The sequence below is a fragment of the Achromobacter sp. UBA5777 genome (genome assembly GCF_002418565.1).
GTDB lineage: Bacteria > Pseudomonadota > Gammaproteobacteria > Burkholderiales > Burkholderiaceae_B > Achromobacter > Achromobacter animicus.
On sequence record NZ_DIEJ01000178.1, the window covers coordinates 1 to 22,010 of the forward strand.

The 22,010-nt window shown below is 66.8% G+C and carries 18 protein-coding genes; 12 read left to right on the forward strand and 6 right to left on the reverse strand.

Annotated features, from left to right (window positions below; genetic code table 11):
- Positions 1-154 precede the first annotated feature (154 nt).
- The 3 genes from B3446_RS13850 to B3446_RS13860 are packed head-to-tail and all read right to left on the reverse strand — an operon-like array spanning position 155 to position 4,729.
- Positions 155-1,579, reverse strand: a complete 1,425-nt coding sequence (locus B3446_RS13850; RefSeq protein ID WP_291381901.1) for an efflux transporter outer membrane subunit — start codon at positions 1,577-1,579, stop codon at positions 155-157.
- Between the two features lie 5 nt (positions 1,580-1,584).
- Positions 1,585-3,543: a MacB family efflux pump subunit gene (locus tag B3446_RS13855; RefSeq protein ID WP_291381877.1), complete on the reverse strand. Its 1,959-nt coding sequence runs from the start codon at positions 3,541-3,543 to the stop codon at positions 1,585-1,587.
- 1 nt (position 3,544) lies between these two features.
- Complete coding sequence (locus tag B3446_RS13860) at positions 3,545-4,729, reverse strand: efflux RND transporter periplasmic adaptor subunit (RefSeq protein ID WP_291381879.1); 1,185 nt, start codon at positions 4,727-4,729, stop codon at positions 3,545-3,547.
- Positions 4,730-5,042: 313 nt separating this feature from the next.
- Here B3446_RS13860 and B3446_RS13865 point away from each other — a divergent pair, with 313 nt between their 5' ends.
- The 6 genes from B3446_RS13865 to purU all read left to right on the forward strand — a co-directional run bounded on the left by B3446_RS13865 (position 5,043) and on the right by purU (position 10,250).
- Positions 5,043-6,251: an MFS transporter gene (locus B3446_RS13865; RefSeq protein WP_175138839.1), complete on the forward strand. Its 1,209-nt coding sequence runs from the start codon at positions 5,043-5,045 to the stop codon at positions 6,249-6,251.
- A 2-nt stretch (positions 6,252-6,253) separates the two neighbouring features.
- Complete coding sequence (locus tag B3446_RS13870; protein ID WP_291381882.1) at positions 6,254-6,910, forward strand: gamma-glutamylcyclotransferase; 657 nt, start codon at positions 6,254-6,256, stop codon at positions 6,908-6,910.
- Positions 6,911-7,026: 116 nt separating this feature from the next.
- On the forward strand, positions 7,027-7,656 hold the full coding sequence (pdxH, locus tag B3446_RS13875) for a pyridoxamine 5'-phosphate oxidase (protein WP_175123250.1): 630 nt from the start codon (positions 7,027-7,029) through the stop codon (positions 7,654-7,656).
- A gap of 68 nt (positions 7,657-7,724) precedes the next feature.
- Entirely contained in the window at positions 7,725-8,249 is a 525-nt protein-coding gene (locus B3446_RS13880) for a flavin reductase family protein (RefSeq protein WP_291381884.1), read from the forward strand.
- Positions 8,246-9,355 carry an NAD(P)/FAD-dependent oxidoreductase gene (locus tag B3446_RS13885; RefSeq protein ID WP_291381886.1) on the forward strand — a complete coding sequence of 370 codons (1,110 nt, stop codon included), beginning with the start codon at positions 8,246-8,248 and terminating at the stop codon, positions 9,353-9,355. Before B3446_RS13880 ends, B3446_RS13885 begins: the two co-directional genes overlap by 4 nt.
- A 40-nt stretch (positions 9,356-9,395) precedes the next feature.
- A complete protein-coding gene (gene purU / locus B3446_RS13890; RefSeq protein WP_291381888.1) occupies positions 9,396-10,250 on the forward strand; it encodes a formyltetrahydrofolate deformylase in 855 nt (284 codons plus the stop codon).
- 3 nt (positions 10,251-10,253) lie between these two features.
- Here the strand turns inward: purU and B3446_RS13895 are convergent, their stop codons facing one another.
- Positions 10,254-11,174: a LysR family transcriptional regulator gene (locus B3446_RS13895; RefSeq protein WP_291381890.1), complete on the reverse strand. Its 921-nt coding sequence runs from the start codon at positions 11,172-11,174 to the stop codon at positions 10,254-10,256.
- A gap of 121 nt (positions 11,175-11,295) precedes the next feature.
- On the opposite strand from B3446_RS13895, the gene B3446_RS13900 reads away from it, so the two are divergent.
- The 4 genes from B3446_RS13900 (at position 11,296) to B3446_RS13915 (ending at position 16,818) form a co-directional block, all read left to right on the forward strand.
- Positions 11,296-12,996, forward strand: a complete 1,701-nt coding sequence (locus B3446_RS13900; protein ID WP_291381892.1) for an acyl-CoA dehydrogenase family protein — start codon at positions 11,296-11,298, stop codon at positions 12,994-12,996.
- A gap of 69 nt (positions 12,997-13,065) precedes the next feature.
- Entirely contained in the window at positions 13,066-14,046 is a 981-nt protein-coding gene (locus B3446_RS13905) for a Bug family tripartite tricarboxylate transporter substrate binding protein (protein WP_191577768.1), read from the forward strand.
- 13 nt (positions 14,047-14,059) lie between these two features.
- Complete coding sequence (locus B3446_RS13910) at positions 14,060-15,187, forward strand: CaiB/BaiF CoA transferase family protein (protein WP_191577769.1); 1,128 nt, start codon at positions 14,060-14,062, stop codon at positions 15,185-15,187.
- Between the two features lie 239 nt (positions 15,188-15,426).
- Complete coding sequence (locus B3446_RS13915; RefSeq protein ID WP_191577770.1) at positions 15,427-16,818, forward strand: APC family permease; 1,392 nt, start codon at positions 15,427-15,429, stop codon at positions 16,816-16,818.
- A gap of 109 nt (positions 16,819-16,927) precedes the next feature.
- Here B3446_RS13915 and ggt read toward each other — a convergent pair whose 3' ends face one another.
- Positions 16,928-18,691, reverse strand: coding sequence for a gamma-glutamyltransferase (gene ggt / locus B3446_RS13920; protein ID WP_291381895.1), 1,764 nt, complete (start codon positions 18,689-18,691; stop codon positions 16,928-16,930).
- A 128-nt stretch (positions 18,692-18,819) separates the two neighbouring features.
- Between ggt and B3446_RS13925 the strand changes: the two genes are divergently transcribed.
- Complete coding sequence (locus B3446_RS13925) at positions 18,820-19,770, forward strand: LysR family transcriptional regulator (RefSeq protein ID WP_291381896.1); 951 nt, start codon at positions 18,820-18,822, stop codon at positions 19,768-19,770.
- A gap of 90 nt (positions 19,771-19,860) precedes the next feature.
- Here B3446_RS13925 and B3446_RS13930 read toward each other — a convergent pair whose 3' ends face one another.
- Positions 19,861-20,853 (reverse strand): tripartite tricarboxylate transporter substrate binding protein BugE, encoded by a 993-nt coding sequence (locus tag B3446_RS13930; RefSeq protein ID WP_056569019.1) that lies wholly within the window; start codon positions 20,851-20,853, stop codon positions 19,861-19,863.
- A 242-nt stretch (positions 20,854-21,095) separates the two neighbouring features.
- Here B3446_RS13930 and B3446_RS13935 point away from each other — a divergent pair.
- On the forward strand, positions 21,096-22,010 hold a 915-nt coding region (locus tag B3446_RS13935), incomplete at its 3' end, for an AEC family transporter (protein ID WP_291381899.1).

A 22,010-nucleotide genomic window follows, 5' to 3' on the forward strand; every position in this document is an offset into this window, starting at 1 on the left:
CAATCGTAGCCCCGCGCACCCCAGGCCGACGCCACGCCGGGCGTCTTAAGAACCGCAATCGACACCTAAAACACCCGCCGAGCGCCACAAGAACCGCAATCGACACCTGCCCCCGGCTTCCGGCGAAAAACGATGCGCCCGGCGGCTAAAAACCTCACATCCGCAGCCCGTCGCCTTCAACAGCCACCACATCATCCCCGCCCAACGCCTGATAAACCGTCACCTGATTCACCAACCGGTTCAACATATTCTCGTCCCGCGCCACCTCAGCCACCCGCCGTTTCTCCTGCGCATCCAGCCAATCCCGCAGCGGCACCGCCCCCGCCCGATACCTGACTTCGTACAGCCGCTCAGCCTCCCGAGCCGCCCGCAAAGACAGATCCAGCTGCTCCGCACGAATCGACAACTGCGTCCGATTCGACAGCGCATTCTCCACATCCGCCATCGCCTGATAAAGCGCCTGCCGGAACGTCACCACCCGCTCCTCAAAATCCGTCTTCGAAATCCGGATATTGAGCTGCATCTGGTTCCATTGCAGAAATGGCAACGTCAACCCCGCCCCCAACGTCCCGATCGGATTCTTCAACACCTCCGACAACGTCGGGCTAGAAGTGCCCAACGCCCCCGTCAACGTCACCGGCGGATAAAAGCTGGCCCGCGTCGCATCTACGGTAGCCAGCGACTCCCGCAACCGCAGTTCAGCCGCCCGCAGATCCGGCCGCCGCCCCAGCAACTCCGCCGGCACCCCCGCCCGCGCCTCCGGCAACGCACTCGACGGCAACCGCATCGGATCCGCCGTAATACGATCCGGCGGACCATCGAACAGAATCGTCAACGCATTGATGTATTCCACCCGCTGCTGCACCAGCAACGCATGCGCTGCCTCCTGGCTTGCCACCGTCTGCTCGGCTTCGGCCAGCTCCAGCGCCGACGCCCCGCCCGCCGCGTACTGCGCCCGCACCAGATCCTGCGTGCGCCGCGCGTAGGCAATGCTCTCCTCGCTGCTGGCGATGCGTTGGTTGATGAACGCCGTCTGCCAATACAACGTCGCGGTCGTCCCCACCAGCGACAGCGCCGCGGCCTGGCGGTCCTGCTCCGTCGCCAGCGCCTCCCACTGCGCCGCATCCCGCTGGCGCGCCAGCTTGCCCCACAGATCCACCTGATAGCTCACCGTCAGCTCGGCCGAATTGGCCCGCGTGATCGCGCGATCCCCATACAGATTGCGCACCCGAGACACGTTCGCGTCCCCGCCAAACTGCGGCATCAGCTGATCGTCCGCCAGCCCCGCCTGATACTGCGCCCGCCGCACGCGGATCGCCGCCGCCGCCAGATCGTTGTTGCGCGCCAGTGCCGTCTCCACCAGCCCGTTCAGCACCGGATCATCGAAATTGCGCCACCAGTCGCCACCGTCCGCCAACGACGCCTGCGCGCCCGCATCAGCGCCCGCCCCCGCGTAAGTCCAGGATGCCGGCACACTCACCGCCGGCCGCTCGTAATCCGTACGCAGCAGACCGCACCCGCCCAGCGCCAGCAACAGCGCCACGCCCAGCGGTTTGCACACAAGAGAAACTGCTTTCATCTTCCTCATTCCCGGGCCAGCGCCTCGACGGGATCCAGACGCGCCGCATTGCGCGCCGGCAGATAGCCAAAAATCACACCGATCAGCGTCGAGCACGTGAATGCCGCGACCATCGATGCCGTGGAATAGATCATCTGGAACGAGCCGCCCGTCGCCTTGCTGACCAGCACGCCCAAGCCCAGCGACAACAGGATGCCCACCGCCCCGCCGATCAGGCACACCAGCACCGCCTCGATCAGGAACTGCTGCATGATGTCGCTGCGCCGCGCGCCCACCGCCATCCGCACCCCGATCTCGCGCGTGCGCTCGGTCACCGACACCAGCATGATGTTCATCACGCCGATGCCGCCCACCATCAGCGAAATCAGCGCGATCAGCGACACCAGCAGCGTCATCGTCGCCGTCGTGCGCTCGATCGTCTTGCGCACCGCATCCGTGTTGAACACGAAAAAGTCCTTCACCACGTGCCGGCGCGTCAGCACCCGCACGATCGCCTGTTCGGCGGCGGCCGGCGGCGTCGCGTCGTTCACGCGCACCGTGATGCTTTTCAGGTGCTGCTGCCCCAGCACCCGTGACAGCGCCGTCGTATAGGGAATCCACACGTTCAGCGAGTCGTTGCTGCCGAACACCGTGTCCTTCTTCTGCGTCACCCCGATCACGCGCGCCGGCATCGATCCCAGGAAGATCACCTGCCCGATGGGCTCCGTATGCGACCCGAACAGCGCACGCCGCGTGCCCTCGTCGATCACCACTTCCTGCGCGCGGCGCGCCACGCTGGTCTCGTCAAAGAACTTGCCCTCGGCCAGCTTGATCGCGCGCACCCGGAAGTACTGATCGCCCACGCCCTGGATCGACCCATTCACCGACACGTTGCGATAACGCAGCGTATTGCTCGTTCCCACTTCCGGCGTCACGCTGTCCACATAGGACTCGCGCGCCAACGCCTCCGCGTCCGCCGCCACCAGCGTGCGGATGTTCACCGCCTTCTCGTCGCCGAAATCCTTACCCGGAAAAACCTCCACCGTGTTCGTGCCGATCGCGCTGATGTCTTCCAGGATCTTGCGCCGGGAACCTTCGCCCAGCGCCACCACCGACACCACCGCCGCAATGCCGATGATGATGCCCAGCATCGTCAGCGACGTGCGCAGCCGGTGCGCGTTCATCGCCAGCAACGCCATCCGCAGCGCCTCGCCGCAGCGGTCCAGATACGCCTGCCAGGCCGGCCGCTGGGCCATCGCCGGCGCCTCGTCCAGCGACGTCTGATGGCGCGGCGCGTCCGGATTGCGCTTGTCCGCGACGATCTCGCCGTCGCTGATCTCGATGATGCGCTGTGCGTGGCGCGCCACGTTCATATCGTGCGTGACGATGATGATCGTGTGTCCCGCCGCGTTCAGCTCTTCCAGGATGCGCAGCACCTCCTGGCCCGTATGCGTGTCCAGCGCGCCCGTGGGCTCGTCGGCCAGGATGATGTCGCCGCCGTTCATCAGCGCCCGCGCGATACTCACGCGCTGCTGCTGACCGCCGGAAAGCTGGCCCGGCCGGTGTTCTGAACGATCCCCCAGGCCCAGCCGCGCCAGCAAGGCCGAGGCCCGCTCCAGCCGCGCCTCGCGGCGCTTGCCCGCGTAGACGGCCGGAACCTCCACGTTGCCCTGCGCGCTCAGGTCCGCCAGCAGGTGATAGCGCTGGAAGATGAACCCGAAATGCTCCCGGCGCAGCTCTGCCAGCTCGTCCGGATCCAGTTCGCCCGTGCTGCGGCCGTCGACCTTGTAGTCGCCGCGCGTGGGCCGGTCCAGGCAGCCCAGGATGTTCATGAGCGTCGACTTGCCCGAGCCGGATGCTCCCACGATGGCGACCATCTCGCCCGCCTCGATCGTGAGGTTGACGTCTTTCAGGACCGCAATCGTCTGGTCGCCCGCCGGAAACTCGCGGCGCACGCCCGACAGGGAAATGAGCGGACCGCTCATGTCAGGCTCCCGGCTTGGCGGCAGCCGGCGACGAGTCCGCCGACACGACGCGTTCGCCCACCTCCAGGCCTTCCAGCACCTGCGCCTGCACATTGTTGTTCATGCCGATGCGGACCTGGCGCGTCTCGGTCTTGTTGCCGTCCAGCACCACGCGCACCTCGTATCGGCCATCCTTGCCGCGCTTGCCGAGCGCCGACGCGGGCACCACCACCGCATCCTTGGCCTCGCCCAGCACAATGAACACCTGCGCCGTCATCGAGATGCGCAGCTTCTCGTCGGGGTTGGGCACGTCGAACAGCCCGTTGTAATAGACCGCGGCGCTGGTGGAAGTACTGGTCGAGGACGTCAGCGACGACGCCGCGTCATCCTTCTGGATGGAATCCGGGGCCGGTTCCACCGCGCGCAAGGTGGCGCGGTAGCGCTCGTCCGGTTCGCCCAGGATGGTGAAGTAGACCGGCAGCCCGGGCTTGACCCGCGTCACGTCGGCCTCGGAGATCTGCGCCTTGATCGTCATGGTGTCCACCTGCGCCACCTTGATGATGGTGGGCGCGCTCTGGATGGAGTTGACCGTCTGGCCTTCCTTGGTGACCACGGCCACCACCATGCCGTCGATCGGCGAGACGATGCGCGTGTAACCCAGGTTGACCCGGGCCGTGTCCACCTGGATCTCGGCCTGCGCGATCTGCGCGTCCAGCGACGCGATCTCGGCACGGGTCACGGCCAGCGTGGCCTCGGCGGTTTCATAGGCCTCGCGCGAGCTGGCGTCGGCCGCCAGCATCATGCGCTGGCGCTTGAACGCCAGTTCAGCCTGCTTCAGCGTGGCGACCTTGGCCGCCCGCTCGGCGCGCCGCGTCTGCAGCGCCGCTTCGGCGTTGCGCAGCTCGTTCTGCTGGGTCAGGTCATCGATCTCGGCAACCAGTTGTCCTTTCTTGACGCGATCGCCCAGTTCCACCTTCAGGGACTTGAGCTGGCCCGTGGCCTGCGCGCCGACGCTGACGCGTTCGATGGCATCGATGGTGCCGCTGGCCAGGACGCTGTCTTCCAGGTTTGCACGGGACACCTCGGCTACGGCGAAGGTGGGCGGCGGCGGCGCGGAGAAGAACGCGGCGCGCGCACCGAAGACAAGAAGCAGGAGGATGACGGCTATCAGGACGTAGCGCTTGAACTTGCTGCGGGACTTTTTCATTGAACCTGGACGATGGGGACGGCAAGGCGCCACGAGCGGCGCCGGTAATGCTGCAAACCAGCGGTGAAAACCGTAGACGGATTGCACCACACGGTGGGTTCCGTTGCGTGAACGATACAACGATCCCGTTACTGCTTCGGAACCGTTTTACCGCGCCTGCCGCGAACGTGCCGTCATCTTGCCGAATAAGCGCACGACTTGTCCGGTAGAGACCGTTAACTTCGCAATGTGACTAGTCACTGTCCGCTGCAGCGCAAAAATGCAGCGCCTCGACATAGCCGGATGTTACGAACAGAATGAATGCAGTTAAGCCGTGTCTACCTCCAACAGATCCCCCTCCTCGCCATCCAGTTCCCCGGAATTTTCCGGGGCGGTGCTTTTGTGCCTGCTGGCAATGATGAATCATGTGGCGCTGACTGGGGGACGGATCACCGTTTCCCTGACGGCGCTGCAGATGGGGCTGTCCACATTCACGGTGGGTACGCTGGTGGCGGTGTTTGCCGTGCTGCCGATGCTGTTTTCAGTGCGCGCGGGACGCTGGGTGGACCGGGTCGGCATCGTCCGTCCGCTGGTTATCGGCACCACTTTGGTGGCTTTCGGCACGCTACTTCCTTCTATTTCGCAAACGCAGTCCGCCCTGCTCGTTGCGTCTTGCTGCATCGGCATCGGCTTCATGCTGCACCAGGTCGCCACGCAGGATCTGCTGGGACACGCCGAGCCCGAGAAGCGACTGCGCAATTTCTCGTTCATGTCGTTGGCCCTGGCAGGGTCGGGATTTTCCGGTCCTTTGATCGCCGGTCTGGCCATCGACCACCTGGGCACGCGCACGGCCTTCGGCCTCCTCGCCGTCGGCCCCCTGCTCTCGGGAATCGGCCTGTATGCGCTGCGGCATCAGTTGAAGGCCGTCGACGCTGCCATCACCGGCGTGCGAGAGGCCCAGCGCCGTCGGGTGACCGAGTTGCTCGCCGTGCCCGCCTTGCGCCGTGTCCTGATGGTGAACACCATCCTGTCCGGCGCGTGGGATACCCACCTGTTCGTCGTACCGATCTTCGGCGTGGCGATTGGCTTGTCCGCCACCACGATCGGCGTCATTCTTGCTTCGTTCGCGGCGGCAACTTTCGTCATCCGGCTGGCTTTGCCGCTGATTCAGCGCCGGGTGCGATCGTGGACCCTGGTGCGCGTGGCCATGGCCACGGCGGCCATCGACTTCGTGCTTTACCCGCTGTTCACCGACGTTACCGTCTTGATCGTGCTGTCTTTCATCCTGGGACTGGCGCTGGGCTGTTGCCAACCCAGCATGCTGTCCCTGCTGCACCAGTATTCGCCGCCGGGCCGCGCCGCCGAGGCGGTGGGCCTGCGCATGGCGCTGATCAACGGCTCGCAGGTCTCCCTGCCGTTGACCTTCGGCGCGCTGGGTGCGGTAATTGGCGTTGCCCCGCTTTTCTGGGCCTATTCCGTGGCGCTGATGGCCGGGGGCTGGGCCAACCGAAATCCTCCGCACGAGCCTGAACGGAAAACGTAGTTGTGAACAAGCAGTCCTCCCCCACCGACATCTCCGGCGCGTCCTTGCCCTTCCGGCTCTGGACGGCAGAAGAACGCCAAGCCTCGCTCGACGACGCGCTCAAACACTGGCAGGCCGGGGAAGACGTATGGGTATTCGGGTACGGATCCCTGATCTGGCGGCCGGATTTCGACTTCCAGGAACGGCGCCTGGCCACATTGCGCGGCCATCATCGGGCGCTGTGCCTGTGGTCCCGGGTGAACCGGGGTACGCCCGAATGCCCGGGCCTGGTGTTCGGATTGGATCGAGGCGGTTCCTGCCGGGGCGTGGTCTACCGGCTGGCGGGCGACCAGGTCCCCAATTACTTTCCTGCCCTCTGGGAACGCGAGATGTCCACGGGCGCCTACCTGCCCCGCTGGATCAACTGCGCCACGGACGAAGGGGTCGTCCGCGCTCTGGTCTTTATCATGAACCGCAGCAATCCCGCCTATATCCGCGCGCTGCCCGAGCCGGAACTGCTGGAGATCGTACGCCGCGCGGCGGGGCGCTACGGCCCGTGCACGGACTACGTGGTGCAGACCGCCCAGGCCCTGCGGTCCGCCGGCATCCACGACGCCCGGCTCGACGCGATCGCCCGCCGGCTGGAACTGGACGGCCACCCGCTGCCCGAAGGTCCCTGACGCCAAAAGGGGCGAGCAGGCCCGGCGAACTTGTCCGGGGCCTGCGCGGGGTCAATGAGGGGCCGGTCTTCCAGGCGGTATAAACTCCCTGTTATCAACGCTGAACCCCTAAGACCATGTCCGTCTCTGATCTGCGTCAAAGCTACGAAAAGAATGTGCTCCTGGAAAGCCAGGCCGCCCGCTCCCCGTTCGAACAATTCACCCGCTGGTTCGACGAGGCCCTCGCGGCCAAGGTGCCCGAACCCAACGCCATGACCCTGGCCACGGTGGATGCCAGCGGCCAGCCCAGCGCCCGCATCGTCCTCATCAAGGGCTTTGACGACCAGGGCTTCACGTTCTTCACCAATTACGAATCGCGCAAGGGCCTGGACCTGCTGGCCGAACCGCGCGCCAGCCTGCTGTTCTTCTGGCAGCCGCTGGAGCGCCAGGTCCGCATCGAGGGCGTGGTGGAAAAGGTGGCCGCCGAAGAGTCGGACGCCTACTATCACAGCCGCCCGGCCGGATCGCGCATCGGCGCGTGGGCCTCGCGCCAGAGCCAGCCCATCACCCGCGAAGAGCTGGAAGCCCGTGAAAAGGAATTCCGCGAGCGTTTCGGCGAACAGCCGCCGCGTCCGCCGCACTGGGGCGGCTACCGCCTGAAGCCCACCGCCTTTGAGTTCTGGCAGGGCCGGCCGTCCCGCCTGCACGACCGCCTGCGCTACGTCGCGGACGGCGCGGACTGGAAGATCGAACGCCTGTCTCCCTGATACAGGCGCCCCGACGCGGGGCGTCCCCACGCCGGGCGCCTCCCGCGCCCGACCGAACTGTCTACTGCATGTCCGCCTCCTCCCCTGATTTCGATTCCGTCTTCTTTCGCACCGCATTGGGCCGTTACGCCACCGGCGTGACGGTCGTGACGACCGCCGGCCAGGACGGCGCGCCCATCGGCCTGACGGTCAGCTCGTTCAATTCGGTCTCGCTGAACCCGCCGCTGGTGCTGTGGAGCCTGTCGCTAAGCTCCTCGTCGCTGGAGGCCTTCGAACAGTGCGAGCGCTACGTCGTCAATGTGTTGAGCGCGGACCAGATTGCGTTGGCGCGTCGCTTCGCGACCGGCAAGACGCCGGACCGCTATGCCGGACTGCAGGTGCACTATGCGCCGGGCGGCACGCCGATGCTGGACGGCCACTGCGCCGCCTGGTTCGAATGCCGCAACCGCAGCCGCTATGTCGAGGGAGATCACGTCATCATGGTCGGAGAAGTCGAACGTTGCGGTCATAGCGGCGAGCCGCCGCTGGTGTTTCATGCTGGCGGATTCGACCTGACGCCGGCCGGCACGCGCGCCGAGAAGGCCAAATCATGAGCGTCGACGTCGATTGCGTTGTCATCGGCGCCGGCGTGGTCGGGCTGGCAATCGCCCGCGCGCTGGCCCAGTCCGGCCGCGAGGTGCTGGTGGCCGAGGCCACCGAGGCCATCGGCACCGGCACCAGCTCGCGCAACTCCGAAGTCATCCACGCCGGCATCTACTACCCCGCCGGGAGCCTGAAGGCGCGGCTATGCGTGCGTGGCAAGCATCTGCTGTACGCGTACTGCGCCGAGCGCGGCGTGCCGCACAAGCGGCTGGGCAAGCTCATCGTCGCCACCAGCCCCGAACAGGCCACGCAGTTGGAAGGCATCGCCCAACGCGCCCGAGCCAACGGCGTGGACGACCTGCAGTACATCTCGGGCGAAGAAGCCATGCGCCTGGAGCCCGCGCTGCAATGCACCGCCGCGCTGATGTCGCCGTCCACCGGCATCGTCGACAGTCACGCGCTGATGCTGTCCTTTCAGGGCGACGCCGAAAACGCGGGCGCCCAGTGCGTGTTCCATACGCCGCTTGTGTCGGGGCGTGTGCGCCCTGAAGGCGGCTTCGAGCTGCAATTCGGCGGCGATGACGCCATGCAACTGACCTGCAACGTGCTGATCAACTCGGCCGGCCTGCAGGCGCCGGCCCTGGCGCGGCGCATCGAAGGCGTGCCCGCAGACAGCATCCCCACCGATTACCTGTGCAAGGGCAGCTATTTCACGCTGTCCGGCCGCGCGCCGTTTTCGCGCCTGATCTATCCCGTGCCCCAGCATGCAGGCTTGGGCGTGCATCTGACGCTGGACATGGGCGGCCAGGCCAAGTTCGGCCCCGACACCGAATGGGTCGGCACCGAGGACTACACGCTGGACCCGTCCCGCGCCGAGGTGTTCTACGAAGCCGTCCGCAGCTACTGGCCGGCCTTGCCGGACGACGCGCTGGCGCCCGGTTACACGGGCATCCGGCCCAAGATCTCGGGCCCGCACGAACCGGCCGCCGACTTCGTCATCGCCGGCCCCGCCGTGCATGGCGTGCCGGGCCTGGTGAACCTGTTCGGCATCGAATCCCCCGGGCTGACCTCCAGCCTGGCCCTGGCGGAAGAAACCCTGGCGCGCCTGTCCGCCTGATCTCCGCCCGCTCCCTCTTTCTTATTCATCCATTTCCGCCATGCAGCACAACGACTACATCCTGACCCTGTCCTGCCCCGACCGCACCGGCATCGTCTACCGCGTCAGCGGCCTGTTGTTCGAACTGGGTTGCAACATCCTGGATTCGCAGCAGTTCGGCGACGAAGAGACCGGCCGGTTCTTTCTGCGCGTGCACTTCGACCTGCCGGTCGGCGCCTCCGCCGACGACCTGCGCGCCCGCCTGGACGCCATGTCCGCCGACTACGGCATGGAACTGAAGCTGCACGACGCGCGCCGCAAGGAGCGCCTGCTGATCATGGTCAGCAAGCAGGGCCATTGCCTGAACGACCTGCTGTTCCGCGTGCACAGCGGCCATCTGCATGCCGAAGTGGCCGCCATCGTCTCGAATCACAACGACTACGCCGGCCTGGCCGCCACCTACAACATCCCGTTCCACCACCTGCCGGTCACGCCCGACACCAAGCTGGAACAGGAAAAGCAGGTGCTCAAGATCGTCGACGAGGCGAACATCGATCTGGTCGTGCTGGCGCGCTACATGCAGATCCTGTCCGCCGGCATGTGCCGCGCGCTGACCGGACGCGCGATCAACATCCACCACAGCTTCCTGCCCAGCTTCAAGGGCGCACGTCCTTATCACCAGGCGCATGCGCGCGGCGTGAAGATCATCGGCGCCACGGCTCACTACGTGACCTCGGATCTGGACGAAGGCCCGATCATCGACCAGGACATCGAGCGCGTCGACCACACGATGACCGCGCAGGACCTGACCCAGGTGGGCAGCGACATCGAATCCCTGGTGCTGTCGCGCGCCGTGCGCAGCCACGTCGAACACCGCATCCTGCTGAACCGCAACAAGACCGTCGTGTTCCGCTGATCCTCACGCCTTTGACGGGACCGCGGCGGGCGGTTGCAACGGCGGAAACGCCTGCGCCACCAACGCCACCGCGCGCTCCTGCAAGGGCGAACGCGCCGCATCGGGCCAGATCACCTGGCTGATCGAGCGCGCCTCGTGTTCAAACGCAATGAACCGCGTGCCCGCCAGCCCGCTGCGCGACAGGCACGCCGGCACGATCGACACCCCCAATCCCTGCGACACCAACGACGCCACGCTCAGCCAGTGGCGCACCTCGTGCCGGATCGCCGGCATGAAGCCGGCCGACACGCACATGGCCAGCACGGTTTCGTAATAGCTGGGCGAGGCCGCCCGGGCGAAAAAGACGAAGTCATCCTCCGCCAGCTCGGCCAGCCGCAGCGACGTGCGCTGCGCAAGCGGATGCGCATCCGGCAGACACACGACGAACGGCTCGGCCATCAGATCACGCGCTTGCACGCCGTCCGGCACCGGATTGGCGTGGATGAAGCCCAGGTCCTGTTCGCCGCGCCGCACCGCCTCGATCTGATCATGCGAGTTCAGTTCGGTCAGTACGTGCTCCACGTCGGGCAGTTCCGTGCGCATGGCGCTAAGCAGCGCGGGCAGGCCCCGATACAGCATCGACCCCACGAAGCCGATGCGCAGCCTGCCGCGCAAGCCCGCGTCCACCTGGCGCACCAGCGTGCGGACCTCTTCGGCCTGGCGCAGCAGAATCAGGGCCTCGTGGTAGAGCGCCTGGCCGGCGTCGGTCAGTTCCACGTGCCGGCTGGTGCGGGCCAAGAGGCGCGCGCCGATGTTCTCTTCCAGTTGGCGGATCGCGTAGCTGAGCGGCGGCTGCGAGATGTGCAGGCGCGCCGCAGCGCGGCTGAAATGGCGCTCTTCGGCCACGGCGATGAAGTAGCGCAGCAGCCGGGGTTCCAAGTCCATGCGTCCCTCCTTAAGGCATATCTATATTATTTTTGGATTGATCTACATCAAAACAGTATTTGAATAGATAAATCAAGGCCCGCACCATAGGACATCTCCCCGTCTCGACCCGGATGCCGCCATGGATACCCCCGTCTTGCCCGTTGCCGCCACTGCCTCGCCCGTCCCGGATTCCCGAGGGCTGAACCTGTTCAGCGCCGACCCGTATGCCGAGGCGCTGAGTCGTCGCTACCTGCCGCCCGCCCTGCACGCGCATCTGCTGCCGCATCTGAGCCGGCTGGGCGAACTGGCGGGCGGGGTGATGGACGAACTGGCGTCCGTGGCTGACAAGCATCCGCCCACGCTTTCCGTGCGCACCCGCGCCGGCACGGACGAGTCCCGCATCGACAAGCATCCTGCTTACGTCGAACTGGAACGTCTGGCCTACAGCGAGTTCGGTCTGGCCGCCCTGTCCCACCGGGGCGGTGTGCTCGGCTGGCCCGAGCCCATGCCCGCCGCCGCCAAGTACGCGCTCAGCCATCTTTTCGTGCAGGCGGAATTCGGCCTGTGCTGCCCGGTCAGCATGACGGACTCGCTGGCGCGCACGTTGCGCAAGTTCGGCGACCCCGCACTGGTCGAGCGCGTGCTGCCGCAGGTGACGTCGCAGGATTTCGACACGCTGCGCCAGGGCGCCATGTTCATGACCGAACAGGGCGCGGGCTCGGATGTCAGCGCCACCGAAGTCACGGCGCAAGCGCAGGACGATGGCACGTGGCGCATTCACGGGGACAAGTGGTTTTGCTCGAACCCGGACGCCGGCTTCGCGATGGTGCTGGCCCGCAGCGAAACGGATCCCGGCCTGAAGGGCGTGTCGCTCTTTCTGCTGCCGCGCGATCTGGCGGACGGCTCGCACAACCACTACCGCATCCTGCGCCTGAAGGACAAGCTGGGCACGCGGTCGATGGCCAGCGGCGAGATCCGTCTGGAAGGCGCGGTGGCCTGGCTGGTAGGCGAGCGCGGCCGCGGCTTCAAGCACATGGCCGACATGATCAACAACTCGCGCCTGTCCAACGGCATGCGCGCCGCCGGCCTGATGCGCCGCGCCGTCACCGAGGCGATCTACGTGTCGCAGCATCGCCGCGCCTTCGGCAAGCGGCTGATCGACATGCCGCTGATGCAGCGTCAGCTCGTCAAGATGATCGTGTGGGCTGAACAGGCGCGCAGCGTCATGTTCCAGACGGCGCGCGCGCTGGCCGACGCCGATCAGGGCGCGGCGGGCCCCGCGCTGGCGCGCATTCTGACGCCGCTGATCAAGTTCCGCGCCTGCCGCGATGCGCGCAAGGTCACCGGCGACGCGATGGAAGTGCGCGGCGGCTGCGGCTATATCGAGGAGTTCACCGAACCCCGCCTGGTGCGCGACGCGCACCTGGGCTCCATCTGGGAAGGCACCAGCAACATCGTCGCGCTGGATGTCCTGCGCGCCATCAAGAAAGAGAATTCCCTGCCGGCGCTGCGCAGCCACATCGACCGCCTGCTGGCTGACGGCGCGCCCTGCCCGCCCGAACTAGCCGATCTGCAGGCCAGCGCCCTGGAAAAGACCTATGCGCTGGCGGAACATGCCGCGCAAGGCGACCATGCGCAACTGGCGCGTCAGGCCGCATCGCTGCTGTATCACGCGGTGTCCATGGCCGCGTTGCGCTGGGAGGCCGCCGGCACGGGTCTGGAAAGCCGTGCACGGCTGGCCGACCAGGTGCTGCTGCACCGCCTGGCGCCGCGCGATCCCTATGCCATCCCGCCAGACGAAAGCGCGGCCTGCCAGGCCATCCTGCAATACGCGCTGTAACGCCCATCCGGCTTTTGCAGTAACCCGACGCCGGCGGCACAGCCGGCGCGCCATCCACTGGAGACATGCATGAAACGCCATTTCGCCCCCCTGTTCCTGGCGGCCGCCGCCGTCATAGCGGCCACGCCGGCCGTTGCCGCAGACGCCTATCCCACTGCGCGGCCGGTCACGCTGGTCGTGCCCTTCCCGCCCGGCGGCCCCACCGACGCGCTGGCACGACGTCTGGCCGAAAAGCTGCGCGAGCCGCTCAAGCAGAACGTCATCGTCGAAAACCGCAGCGGCGCCGGCGGCAACATCGGTTCTGAATATGTGGCCTCCGCCAAGCCCGACGGCTACACCATCCTGTTCGGCACGTCTGGCCCGCTGGCCATCAATGTCAGCCTGTACAAGAAGCAGAACTACAACCCCGAGACCAGCTTCGCGCCCATCATCCGCATCGGCCACCTGCCCAACATCCTGGTCGTGAACCCGTCGGTGCCCGCCAACAACATGCAGGAGCTGATCGCCTACGCGCAGAAGAATCCGGACAAACTGAGCTACGCCTCGTCCGGCAACGGTGCGTCGTCGCACCTTGCCGGCATCCTGTTCAACCGCATGGCCGGCACCAAGATCATGCACATCCCGTACAAGGGCACCGGCCCCGCGCTGAACGATCTGCTGGGCGGCCAGGTGTCGATGTCGTTCACCGACATCCTGACTGCGCTGCCCTACATCAAGGCGGGCAAGCTGCGCGCCATCGGCCTGGCCAGCGCGCAGCGTTCCGACGCGCTGCCCGAGCTGCCGACGCTGTCCGAGCAGGGGCTGAAGGGCTATGACGTCAGCGTCTTCTTCGGCATCGTTGCACCCAAGGACACGCCGGCCGACGTGGTGAACACGCTGAACGAGGCCTTCAAGACGGCGCTGTCCGATCCCGCCATCGAGCAGACGCTGCGCATGCAGGGCATCGTCGAAGCGCAGGACAAGACGCCGCAGGGCCTGTCCACCTTCATCACCACCGAAGTCCCCAAGTGGCGCGAGCTGATCCAGAGCGCCAACGTTTCCATCGACTGACGCGAAGAATTCCATGGCTCACACCCTACCCAATGCCGGCGCCCTCGCGGGCTGCAAGGTGATCGATCTGTCACGCGTGCTGGGCGGTCCGTACTGCACGCAGATTCTGGCCGACCACGGCGCCGACGTGCTGAAGATCGAGCCGCCCGGCGGCGACGAGACGCGCGGCTGGGGTCCGCCCTTTCTGGGCGAGACGGCCTCGTACTTTGTCGGCGTGAACCGCAACAAGGACGGCATGACGCTGGACCTGTCGCAGCCCGCCGGACAGGAACTGCTGCGCCACCTGCTGGCTGACGCGGACGTGCTGGTCGAGAACTTCAAGCCCGGCACGCTGGAGAAGTGGGGCCTGGGCTATGAAGACCTGAAGGCGGCCTTCCCCGCGCTGATCCATTGCCGCGTCAGCGGGTTCGGCTCGGACGGCCCGCTGGGCGGCTTGCCCGGCTACGACGCCTGCGCGCAGGCGATGTGCGGGCTGATGAGCGTAAACGGCGATGCGGACGGCGAGGCGACCCGCGTGGGCCTGCCGGTCGTGGACATGGTGACGGGGCTGAACGCGGCGGTGGCGATCCTGCTGGCGCTCAACGAGCGCACGCGCAGCGGGCTGGGGCAGTTCCTGGACATCACGCTGTACGACTGCGCGCTGTCGCTGCTGCACCCGCATGCGCCGAATTACTTCTACAGCGGCAAGGTGCCGCAGCGCAGCGGCAACGCGCACCCGAACATCGCGCCGTACGAAACCTTGCCGACCGCCAGCGGGCCGATCTTCCTGGCCGTGGGCAACAACCGCCAGTTCGCGATGCTGGCGCAGACGCTCGATGCCCCGGCGCTGGCCGAGGATGCACGCTACGCCACGAATGCAGACCGCCTGCGCCATCGCCAAGCCCTGCGCGACGATCTCTCTGCGCTGCTTGCCCGCCACGAAGCCGCCGCGCTTGCCGATCAACTGCTGCGCGCCGGCGTGCCTGCCGCCGCTGTGCAGACGGTCGACCAGGCGCTCGCGCATCCGCACACGCGGCACCGCGGCATGGTGCTGGAACAGGGCGATTACAAAGGCGTGGGCTCGCCCATCAAGCTGTCGCGCACCCCCGCCACGCTGCGCAAGCTGCCGCCGGACCTGGCGCCGCCAGCGGGGCAGGACTGATCCCGCATCGATGACACCGCCCGGCGCCCGCCGGGCTTTTTTTTGGGGCCGCGTCTTCGCTTGGCCAGGTGTTCGGCACCGCCCCCATTGCGCCGTTGCCCCGCGCGCAACAACTTAGACATTTGGTTTCAGCACGCCGCCCTATTGCCGCCGTAGACTTTTTTTGCATTTTGCGTCGCATCTGCACGCTTTCCCGAGCCACATAAAAAGGCGAGCCACATAAGAGGAAATAAAAGACTATGGCCACGACAGACTCACAAGACCACGGCCAGCTGAAACGGGTAATGGGCCCGAAGCTGCTCCTGCTATTCATTGTTGGCGACATCCTGGGCACCGGCGTCTACGCACTGACCGGGCAGGTCGCTGCGGAAGTCGGCGGCGCAGCGTGGCTGCCGTTCCTGGTCGCCTTCGGGGTGGCCCTGCTGACCGCGCTTTCCTACCTTGAACTGGTCACCAAGTACCCGCGCGCCGCCGGCGCCGCACTTTATGTCCACAAGGCGTTCGGCGTGCACTTCCTGACGTTCATCGTCTGCTTTACCGTCATGTGTTCCGGCCTGACGTCGGCCGCCACCGCCTCGCAGGCCTTCGCCGCCAACCTGTTCGCCGCAATGGGCATCGAGGCCGAAAAGCACTGGATCACGCTTGGCGCGCTGGGCTTCATGACGCTGGTCATGCTGGTCAATTTTCGTGGCGCAACTGAAAGCGTGCGCGCCAACGTCGTGCTCACGCTGATCGAGCTGTCGGGTCTGCTGATGGTCATCCTGCTGGGCTTTTACGCGATGTCGGACGGCCAGGCGGACTTCTCGCGCGTCGTCGCATTCGACACGCCCGAGGACAAGAGCGTGTTCCTGGCCGTGACCTCGGCCACGGCGCTGGCGTTCTTCGCCATGGTCGGCTTCGAGGATTCGGTCAACATGGCCGAGGAAACGCACGATCCCAGCCGCATCTTCCCGAAGGTCATGCTGACCGGCCTGGGCATCACGGCACTCATCTATGTGCTGGTGTCCATCTGCGCCGTTGCGCTGGTGCCGGTGGGCGAACTGGCCAAGAGCAGCACGCCGCTGGTGCTGGTGGTCAAGCGCGCCGCGCCGGATCTGCCCGTGGAGTACATCATGCCGATCATCTCGATGTTCGCCGTGGCGAACTCGGCGCTGATCAACATGATGATGGCCAGCCGCCTGTTGTACGGCATGTCGCGCCAGGGTGTGCTGCCGTCGTTCCTGGCGCACGTGCACCGCAAGAACCAGACGCCGTGGACGGCCATCCTGTTCACGACGGCGCTGGCCTTCGGCCTCATCATCCTGGTCTCGCTGACCGACTCGCAGGCGATCCGCGCGCTGGGCGGCACCACCGCGTTGCTGCTGCTGGGCGTGTTCGCGTTCGTGAACGTCGCGGTGCTGGTGCTGCGGCGTGACAAGGTCAAGCACAAGCACTTTTCCATCAACCGCATCGTCCCGTGGCTGGGCGCCGGGGCGTGCCTGTTCCTGGTTACGCCGTTGACGGGCCGTGACGTGATCCAGTATCAGGTCGCCGGCTGGCTGCTGCTGCTGGGCGTGGTGATGTGGTTCGTGACCTGGCTGGCGCGGCGGCGCGAGGCCAAGATGGAGCTGGATCCCTCGGCGCTGGAGTGATGCGTGGCGCCACGGCTGAGGCAGCCTCAGCCGGGCGCCTCAGCCTCACGTGTTGGCCGCGGCGTCTCAGCGAGGATGCCCCCGCCGGGCCTGGCGCCGCAGCGCGGCGTCAGCCACCGACCGCCAGCCCTTCGCGGCGCGGGTCCGCGCCGCCCTCCAGGCCCTTCGCATCGATGACGATGCCGTGGATGCCGCTGGGAAACTCAGTGATGCGCACCGGGTGTCCCATGCGCTCCAGTTCCGGCGCCAGCGCTTCCAGCGCCGTGCCCTTCTCCAGTTCAGTTTCCTTGTTGCGGCTGCCGAAGTTGGGGAGGTCGATCGCCGACTGGATGTCGAGATTCCAGTCCAGCACGCCCACAAGCGTCTTGGCGACGTAGTTGATGATCGCGCTGCCGCCGGGCGAGCCCACCAGCAGGTAAGGCTTGCCGCCCTGCAGCACCATCATCGGCGCCATTGAGCTGCGCGGACGCTTGCCCGGCTCGATGCGGTTGGCGACGAGCCTGCCTTCGGGGTCCTTGAACGACGACGAAAAATCGGTCATCTCGTTGTTCAGCAGAAAGCCCCGCACGAAGATCTTGCTGCCGAATTCGCTTTCGATGGTGGTCGTCATGCTGAGCGCGTTGCCTTGCGCGTCGACGGCCACGAGGTGGCTGGTGGACGGCAGTTCCAGCGCGTTGTCCTTGCCCAACGACAGCAGCTTGCCTTCGGGGTCGCCCGGTAGCGCGACCTTCATGCTGCGATCCGGCTGGATCAACGCGCCGCGTGCGCGCAGGTAGGCGGGGTCCAGCAAGGCGCGCACCGGCACACGCACGAAGTCCGGGTCGGCCACGTAGAAATCGCGGTCGGCAAAGGCCAGCCGCCCGGCTTCCGAAAAATAATGCACCGCCTGCGCCGTGCCCGGCGCGTAGCGGCTCAGCGGGAACTGCTCCAGCTCACCCAGCATCTGCAGCACGGCGATGGGCCCGCTGCTGGGCGGACCCATGCCGCAGAGCTGGTAGCCACGGTACGCGCCGCACACGGGGTCCCGCGGCTTGGCGCGATAACCGGCCAGATCGTCCAGGCTCAGGTCACCGGGCTTCTCGTGACCTTGCACTGCTGCGACGATGTCGCGCGCGATGTCGCCCTGGTAGAACGCATCAGCGCCTTGCGTTGCCACCGCGCGCAGCGTGCGTGCAAATTCCGGGTTCTTCAACACGTGGCCCACGGGCCAGGGCGTCCCGTCCGGTGCATAGAAATACGCGGCCGCCGCGGCCTGCTGCGGCAGCGCCTTGTTGCCGGCCAGCAGCGAATGCAGGCGCGGCGACACCGCAAAGCCCGCTTCCGCCAGTTCGATGGCCGGCTGGAACAGATCGGCCCAGGGCAGCTTGCCGTGCGCCTTGTGCGCCAGTTCGAGGCCGCGCAACAGGCCGGGCACCGCCACCGACATGCCGTTGTTGACGGCCTGCGCAAAGGGCAGCGGCTTGCCCTCGGCATCCAGGAAGCGATCAGGCCGCGCCGCCGCGGGCGCGGTCTCGCGGCTGTCGATGGTGCGGATCTGGCCGTCTGCCGCGGAATACAGCACCATGAACGCGCCCCCGCCGATGCCGGACGATTGCGGTTCGACCAGGTTCAGCACAAGCTGCGTGGCAATGGCGGCGTCCACCACGCTGCCCCCCCGCCGCAACATCGTTTCGCCCGCGCGGCTGGCCAGCGGGTTGGCCGATACCATCATGAAATGCGGCGCGCGCACCAGCTGGCGCGCCTGGACGCCGCTGGCGGCCTCGGGATTGATGTCTTCGGCCGCGGGCGGCGTGCGCGCCCAACTGGCGGAAACAAATGGCAGGCCGGCTATCGCGGCGGCGAGCAGCAGGGCGGCGTGGCGGCGTAGGCGCATGGATGGCTCCGGTGGTCGCCGGACATCCGGCTGGCGTCCATGATAGTCAAAGGGCCGCGCGCGGTACACGGCGCGCGGTGCGCCATCCGGCTTAGAATCGCGGTTTCGGACTTACCCCCGTCTGCGCCATGCGCCTGCGCCACATCGAGATATTCGAAGCGATCCGCCGCACCGGATCCCTGACCGAAGCCGCCGCCGCGCTGCATATTTCCCAGCCCGCCGCCAGCAAGCTGCTGGCGCATGCCGAAAGCCAGCTGGGCTTCAAGCTGTTTGACCGCGTAAAGGGCCGGCTGGTCGCCACGCGCGAGGCCGAGATCCTCACGCCAGAAATTGCGCGGCTGAGCCAGGATCTGAACAGCGTGCGCAGGCTGGCGACCAACCTGCGCGACCGGCCCCACGGTCATCTACGCCTGGGCTGCGCGCCCGCGCTCGGACTTGGCCTGTTGCCCGGCGTCGTGCGCGACAGCCGCAATGCGCAGCCCGGCATCACCTTTGATATCCACACGCACCACAGCGCCGAGCTGGTGCAAGGCCTGCTGACGCGCGAGCTGGACCTGGCGGTCACGTTCGACACGAATGACTATCCCGGTCTGACGCGCATGGGGCTGGGACACACGGAACTCGTGCACCTGAGCCGCAAGCCCGCGCGAGGCCCGATGCGGTTGTCTGAGCTGTCGGAGGCGACAGGCGGCGATGCGACAGGCGGCGGCTCCTCCATGACCGGCATCAAGAGCGACACGCTCATCGTGCTGGACGCGGGCGACGCTTCCGGCGCCCTGCTGCAACTGGCGCTGGATGCGCAGGGCCTGGCGCCGCAGGTCGCCATCCAGGTGCAGACGCATTACGTGGCCTGCGCGCTGGTCGATGCAGGCTGCGGCGACGCCATCGTCGACGCCATCACCGCGCATGCCATGCTGCGTCCGGGCATGACCCTGCGCCGTCTGGAACCGGCGCTGCGCGTGCCGATCAGCATCATGACGCGCAACCAGGATCCGCTATCGGCGTTGCACCGCGACCTGATCGAACGCCTGCGCGCGGCTTGCGCCGCGCTGCTGGACGGGCTGGACGCGCCCGCCTGAGCAACCGCGCGCGGCCCGCAAAACGCAACGGGCGCCCGAAGGCGCCCGTTGCTGTGTCGATCGGGGCAGACCAGGCCGCCCCGCGCAGCATCAGTCCAGCTTGATATTCTGCTTTTTCACGACGTCCTGGGCCCAGTTGAACTGTTCCTGGATTTCCTTGGCGAACTCTTCCGGCGTGTTGCCCGACGGCGCCGAGCCTTGCTCGTCCAGCGCCTTGATGACCTTCGGGTCCTTCAGGGCCACGACGGCGGCGTCACGCAGCTTGTTCACGACTTCCATCGGCGTGCCCTTGGGCGCCAGAAGGCCGTACCAGACGGGCTGGTTCAGCACCGGGAAGCCGGCGTCCTTGAAGGTCGGCACGCCCTTGACGGCGGCGATCTGCTCGGGCCACGCGATGGCCATGGCGTTCAGCTTGCCGGCCTGGATCTGCGGCATCGAGGACGGCAGGTTGTCGAACAGGATTTCGATCTGACCGCCGACGGCATCAGCCAGCGCCGGGCCCGAACCCTTGTAGGGCACGTGCACGATGTCGGTGCCGGTGGCCATCTTGAACGATTCGCCCATCAGGTGCAGCACGCCGCAGGTGCCCGAGCTGCCGTACGAATACTTGCCCGGATTCTTCTTCAGCTCTTCGATGAAGCCCTTGAAGTCCTTGGCGGGGAACTTGGGGTTCACAGCCACGACGTTGGCGGTGTTGGCGAAGTTGGTGACCGGCTGGAAGTCCTTGATCGGATCGTACGGCAGGTCCTTCGGACGGCAGGCGGGGTTCACGGCCATCGTGGAGACGGTGGCGATGGACAACGTGTAGCCGTCGGCCGGTGCGCGCGCGGCTTCGGCCGCACCGATGGCGCCGCCGGCGCCGCCCTTGTTTTCAACGACCATCGGCTGGCCGAGTTCCTGGCTCATGCGCTGCGTCACGAGGCGCGCAATGATGTCCGTGGAACCGCCAGGCGCGAACGGAACGATCACGCGGATGGCCTTGCTGGGGTACTTGTCTGCGGCGTGCGCGACCGAAGCGCCCAGCGTGCCGGCAGCACCGGTAGCAAGGGCGATGGCCACTGCCAGGGAGCGGACCTTATTCATAGTTGTGTTTCCTCCAAGATTGCGAGCCCGTGTGTAGACGGACCGTTGTGTGTTGTGCCCGCCTGTAGACGGACCAGCAGATAACGGTGCGGGCGCATTGCTTGTGCGCAGCGTGTCTACGCCGCATTTATAGGTTGCTTGTGGCACACGCGCCCGCCAGAATGACGGAGAATAGCAGCAAATGCTTACACCCGCATAGCGCGCCCGACGCCGCCCGGCGCCAGACGAAAAACCACTTCCTCATGTCTGTTGCACTCCTGGTTCTCCCCGATTTCATGCTGGTTGCGCTGGGTTGGGCGCTACGTCACAAACTGGGTTTCTCACGCGAGTTCTTCGCCGGCACGGAACGCCTCGTCTACTTCGTGCTGTTCCCCGCGCTGCTGTTCCAATCGATCCTGCGCACGCCCATCACGGCGGGCAATGCGGCGCTGCTGCTGCAGGCCACCGTGGCGGTCATTGCCGCCGGCGTGGCGATGGCGTGGCTGGCGGGCCTGGCGCTGCGGCCCTCGTCGCTGGGTCTCGCCTCGTCCGCCCAGTGCGGGTACCGCTTCAACACCTATATCGGGCTGGCACTGTCGGCCAGCCTGGCGGGCGCGCAGGGCCAGACCGTCATGGCGCTCATCGTCGGCTTCGCGGTGCCGATGGCCAACGTCGCCGCGGTCTACGGCTTGGCGCGTCACAGCGGCGGCAACCTGCTGCGCGAGCTCGCGCGCAATCCGCTGGTGATTTCCACGCTGCTCGGCCTGGCCTGCAATCTGGCGGGATTGCAGCTTCCCGGCCCCGTCGACACGGTGTTCGCGCGCTTGGGCGCGGCGGCGCTGGCGCTGGGCATCATCTGCGTGGGCGCCAGCCTGGCCTGGGAAGGCGGCAAGGGCTACGGCGCGCTGATCGCGTGGATGCTGGCGGTCAAGCTGGTCGCGCTGCCGGCGGTCGCGCTGCTGGTGGCGCACCTGCTCGACCTGCCCCCGCTCGAAGCGCGCATGCTGCTGCTGTTCGCGGCGCTGCCCACGGCGTCGGCCGCGTATGTGCTGGCGATGCGCATGGGCGGCGACGGCCGCATGGTCGCCGTGCTGATCTCGCTGGGCACGTTGTTTTCGGCAGTCACGATACCGATGTGGCATCCCGTGGCGGGGGGGGGGGGCCGCCGGCCGACACAG

What these genes read in the sequence shown, in the direction of transcription:
- B3446_RS13880 (WP_291381884.1), top strand. Translation starts at nt 7,725, where the DNA reads ATGTCCGCCTCCTCCCCTGATTTCGATTCCGTCTTCTTTCGCACCGCA.
- B3446_RS13895 (WP_291381890.1), bottom strand. Translation starts at nt 11,174, where the DNA reads ATGGACTTGGAACCCCGGCTGCTGCGCTACTTCATCGCCGTGGCCGAA.
- B3446_RS13885 (WP_291381886.1), top strand. Translation starts at nt 8,246, where the DNA reads ATGAGCGTCGACGTCGATTGCGTTGTCATCGGCGCCGGCGTGGTCGGG.
- purU (WP_291381888.1), top strand. Translation starts at nt 9,396, where the DNA reads ATGCAGCACAACGACTACATCCTGACCCTGTCCTGCCCCGACCGCACC.
- B3446_RS13925 (WP_291381896.1), top strand. Translation starts at nt 18,820, where the DNA reads ATGCGCCTGCGCCACATCGAGATATTCGAAGCGATCCGCCGCACCGGA.
- B3446_RS13855 (WP_291381877.1), bottom strand. Translation starts at nt 3,543, where the DNA reads ATGAGCGGTCCGCTCATTTCCCTGTCGGGCGTGCGCCGCGAGTTTCCG.
- pdxH (WP_175123250.1), top strand. Translation starts at nt 7,027, where the DNA reads ATGTCCGTCTCTGATCTGCGTCAAAGCTACGAAAAGAATGTGCTCCTG.
- B3446_RS13850 (WP_291381901.1), bottom strand. Translation starts at nt 1,579, where the DNA reads ATGAAAGCAGTTTCTCTTGTGTGCAAACCGCTGGGCGTGGCGCTGTTG.
- ggt (WP_291381895.1), bottom strand. Translation starts at nt 18,691, where the DNA reads ATGCGCCTACGCCGCCACGCCGCCCTGCTGCTCGCCGCCGCGATAGCC.
- B3446_RS13860 (WP_291381879.1), bottom strand. Translation starts at nt 4,729, where the DNA reads ATGAAAAAGTCCCGCAGCAAGTTCAAGCGCTACGTCCTGATAGCCGTC.
- B3446_RS13905 (WP_191577768.1), top strand. Translation starts at nt 13,066, where the DNA reads ATGAAACGCCATTTCGCCCCCCTGTTCCTGGCGGCCGCCGCCGTCATA.
- B3446_RS13915 (WP_191577770.1), top strand. Translation starts at nt 15,427, where the DNA reads ATGGCCACGACAGACTCACAAGACCACGGCCAGCTGAAACGGGTAATG.
- B3446_RS13900 (WP_291381892.1), top strand. Translation starts at nt 11,296, where the DNA reads ATGGATACCCCCGTCTTGCCCGTTGCCGCCACTGCCTCGCCCGTCCCG.
- B3446_RS13910 (WP_191577769.1), top strand. Translation starts at nt 14,060, where the DNA reads ATGGCTCACACCCTACCCAATGCCGGCGCCCTCGCGGGCTGCAAGGTG.
- B3446_RS13930 (WP_056569019.1), bottom strand. Translation starts at nt 20,853, where the DNA reads ATGAATAAGGTCCGCTCCCTGGCAGTGGCCATCGCCCTTGCTACCGGT.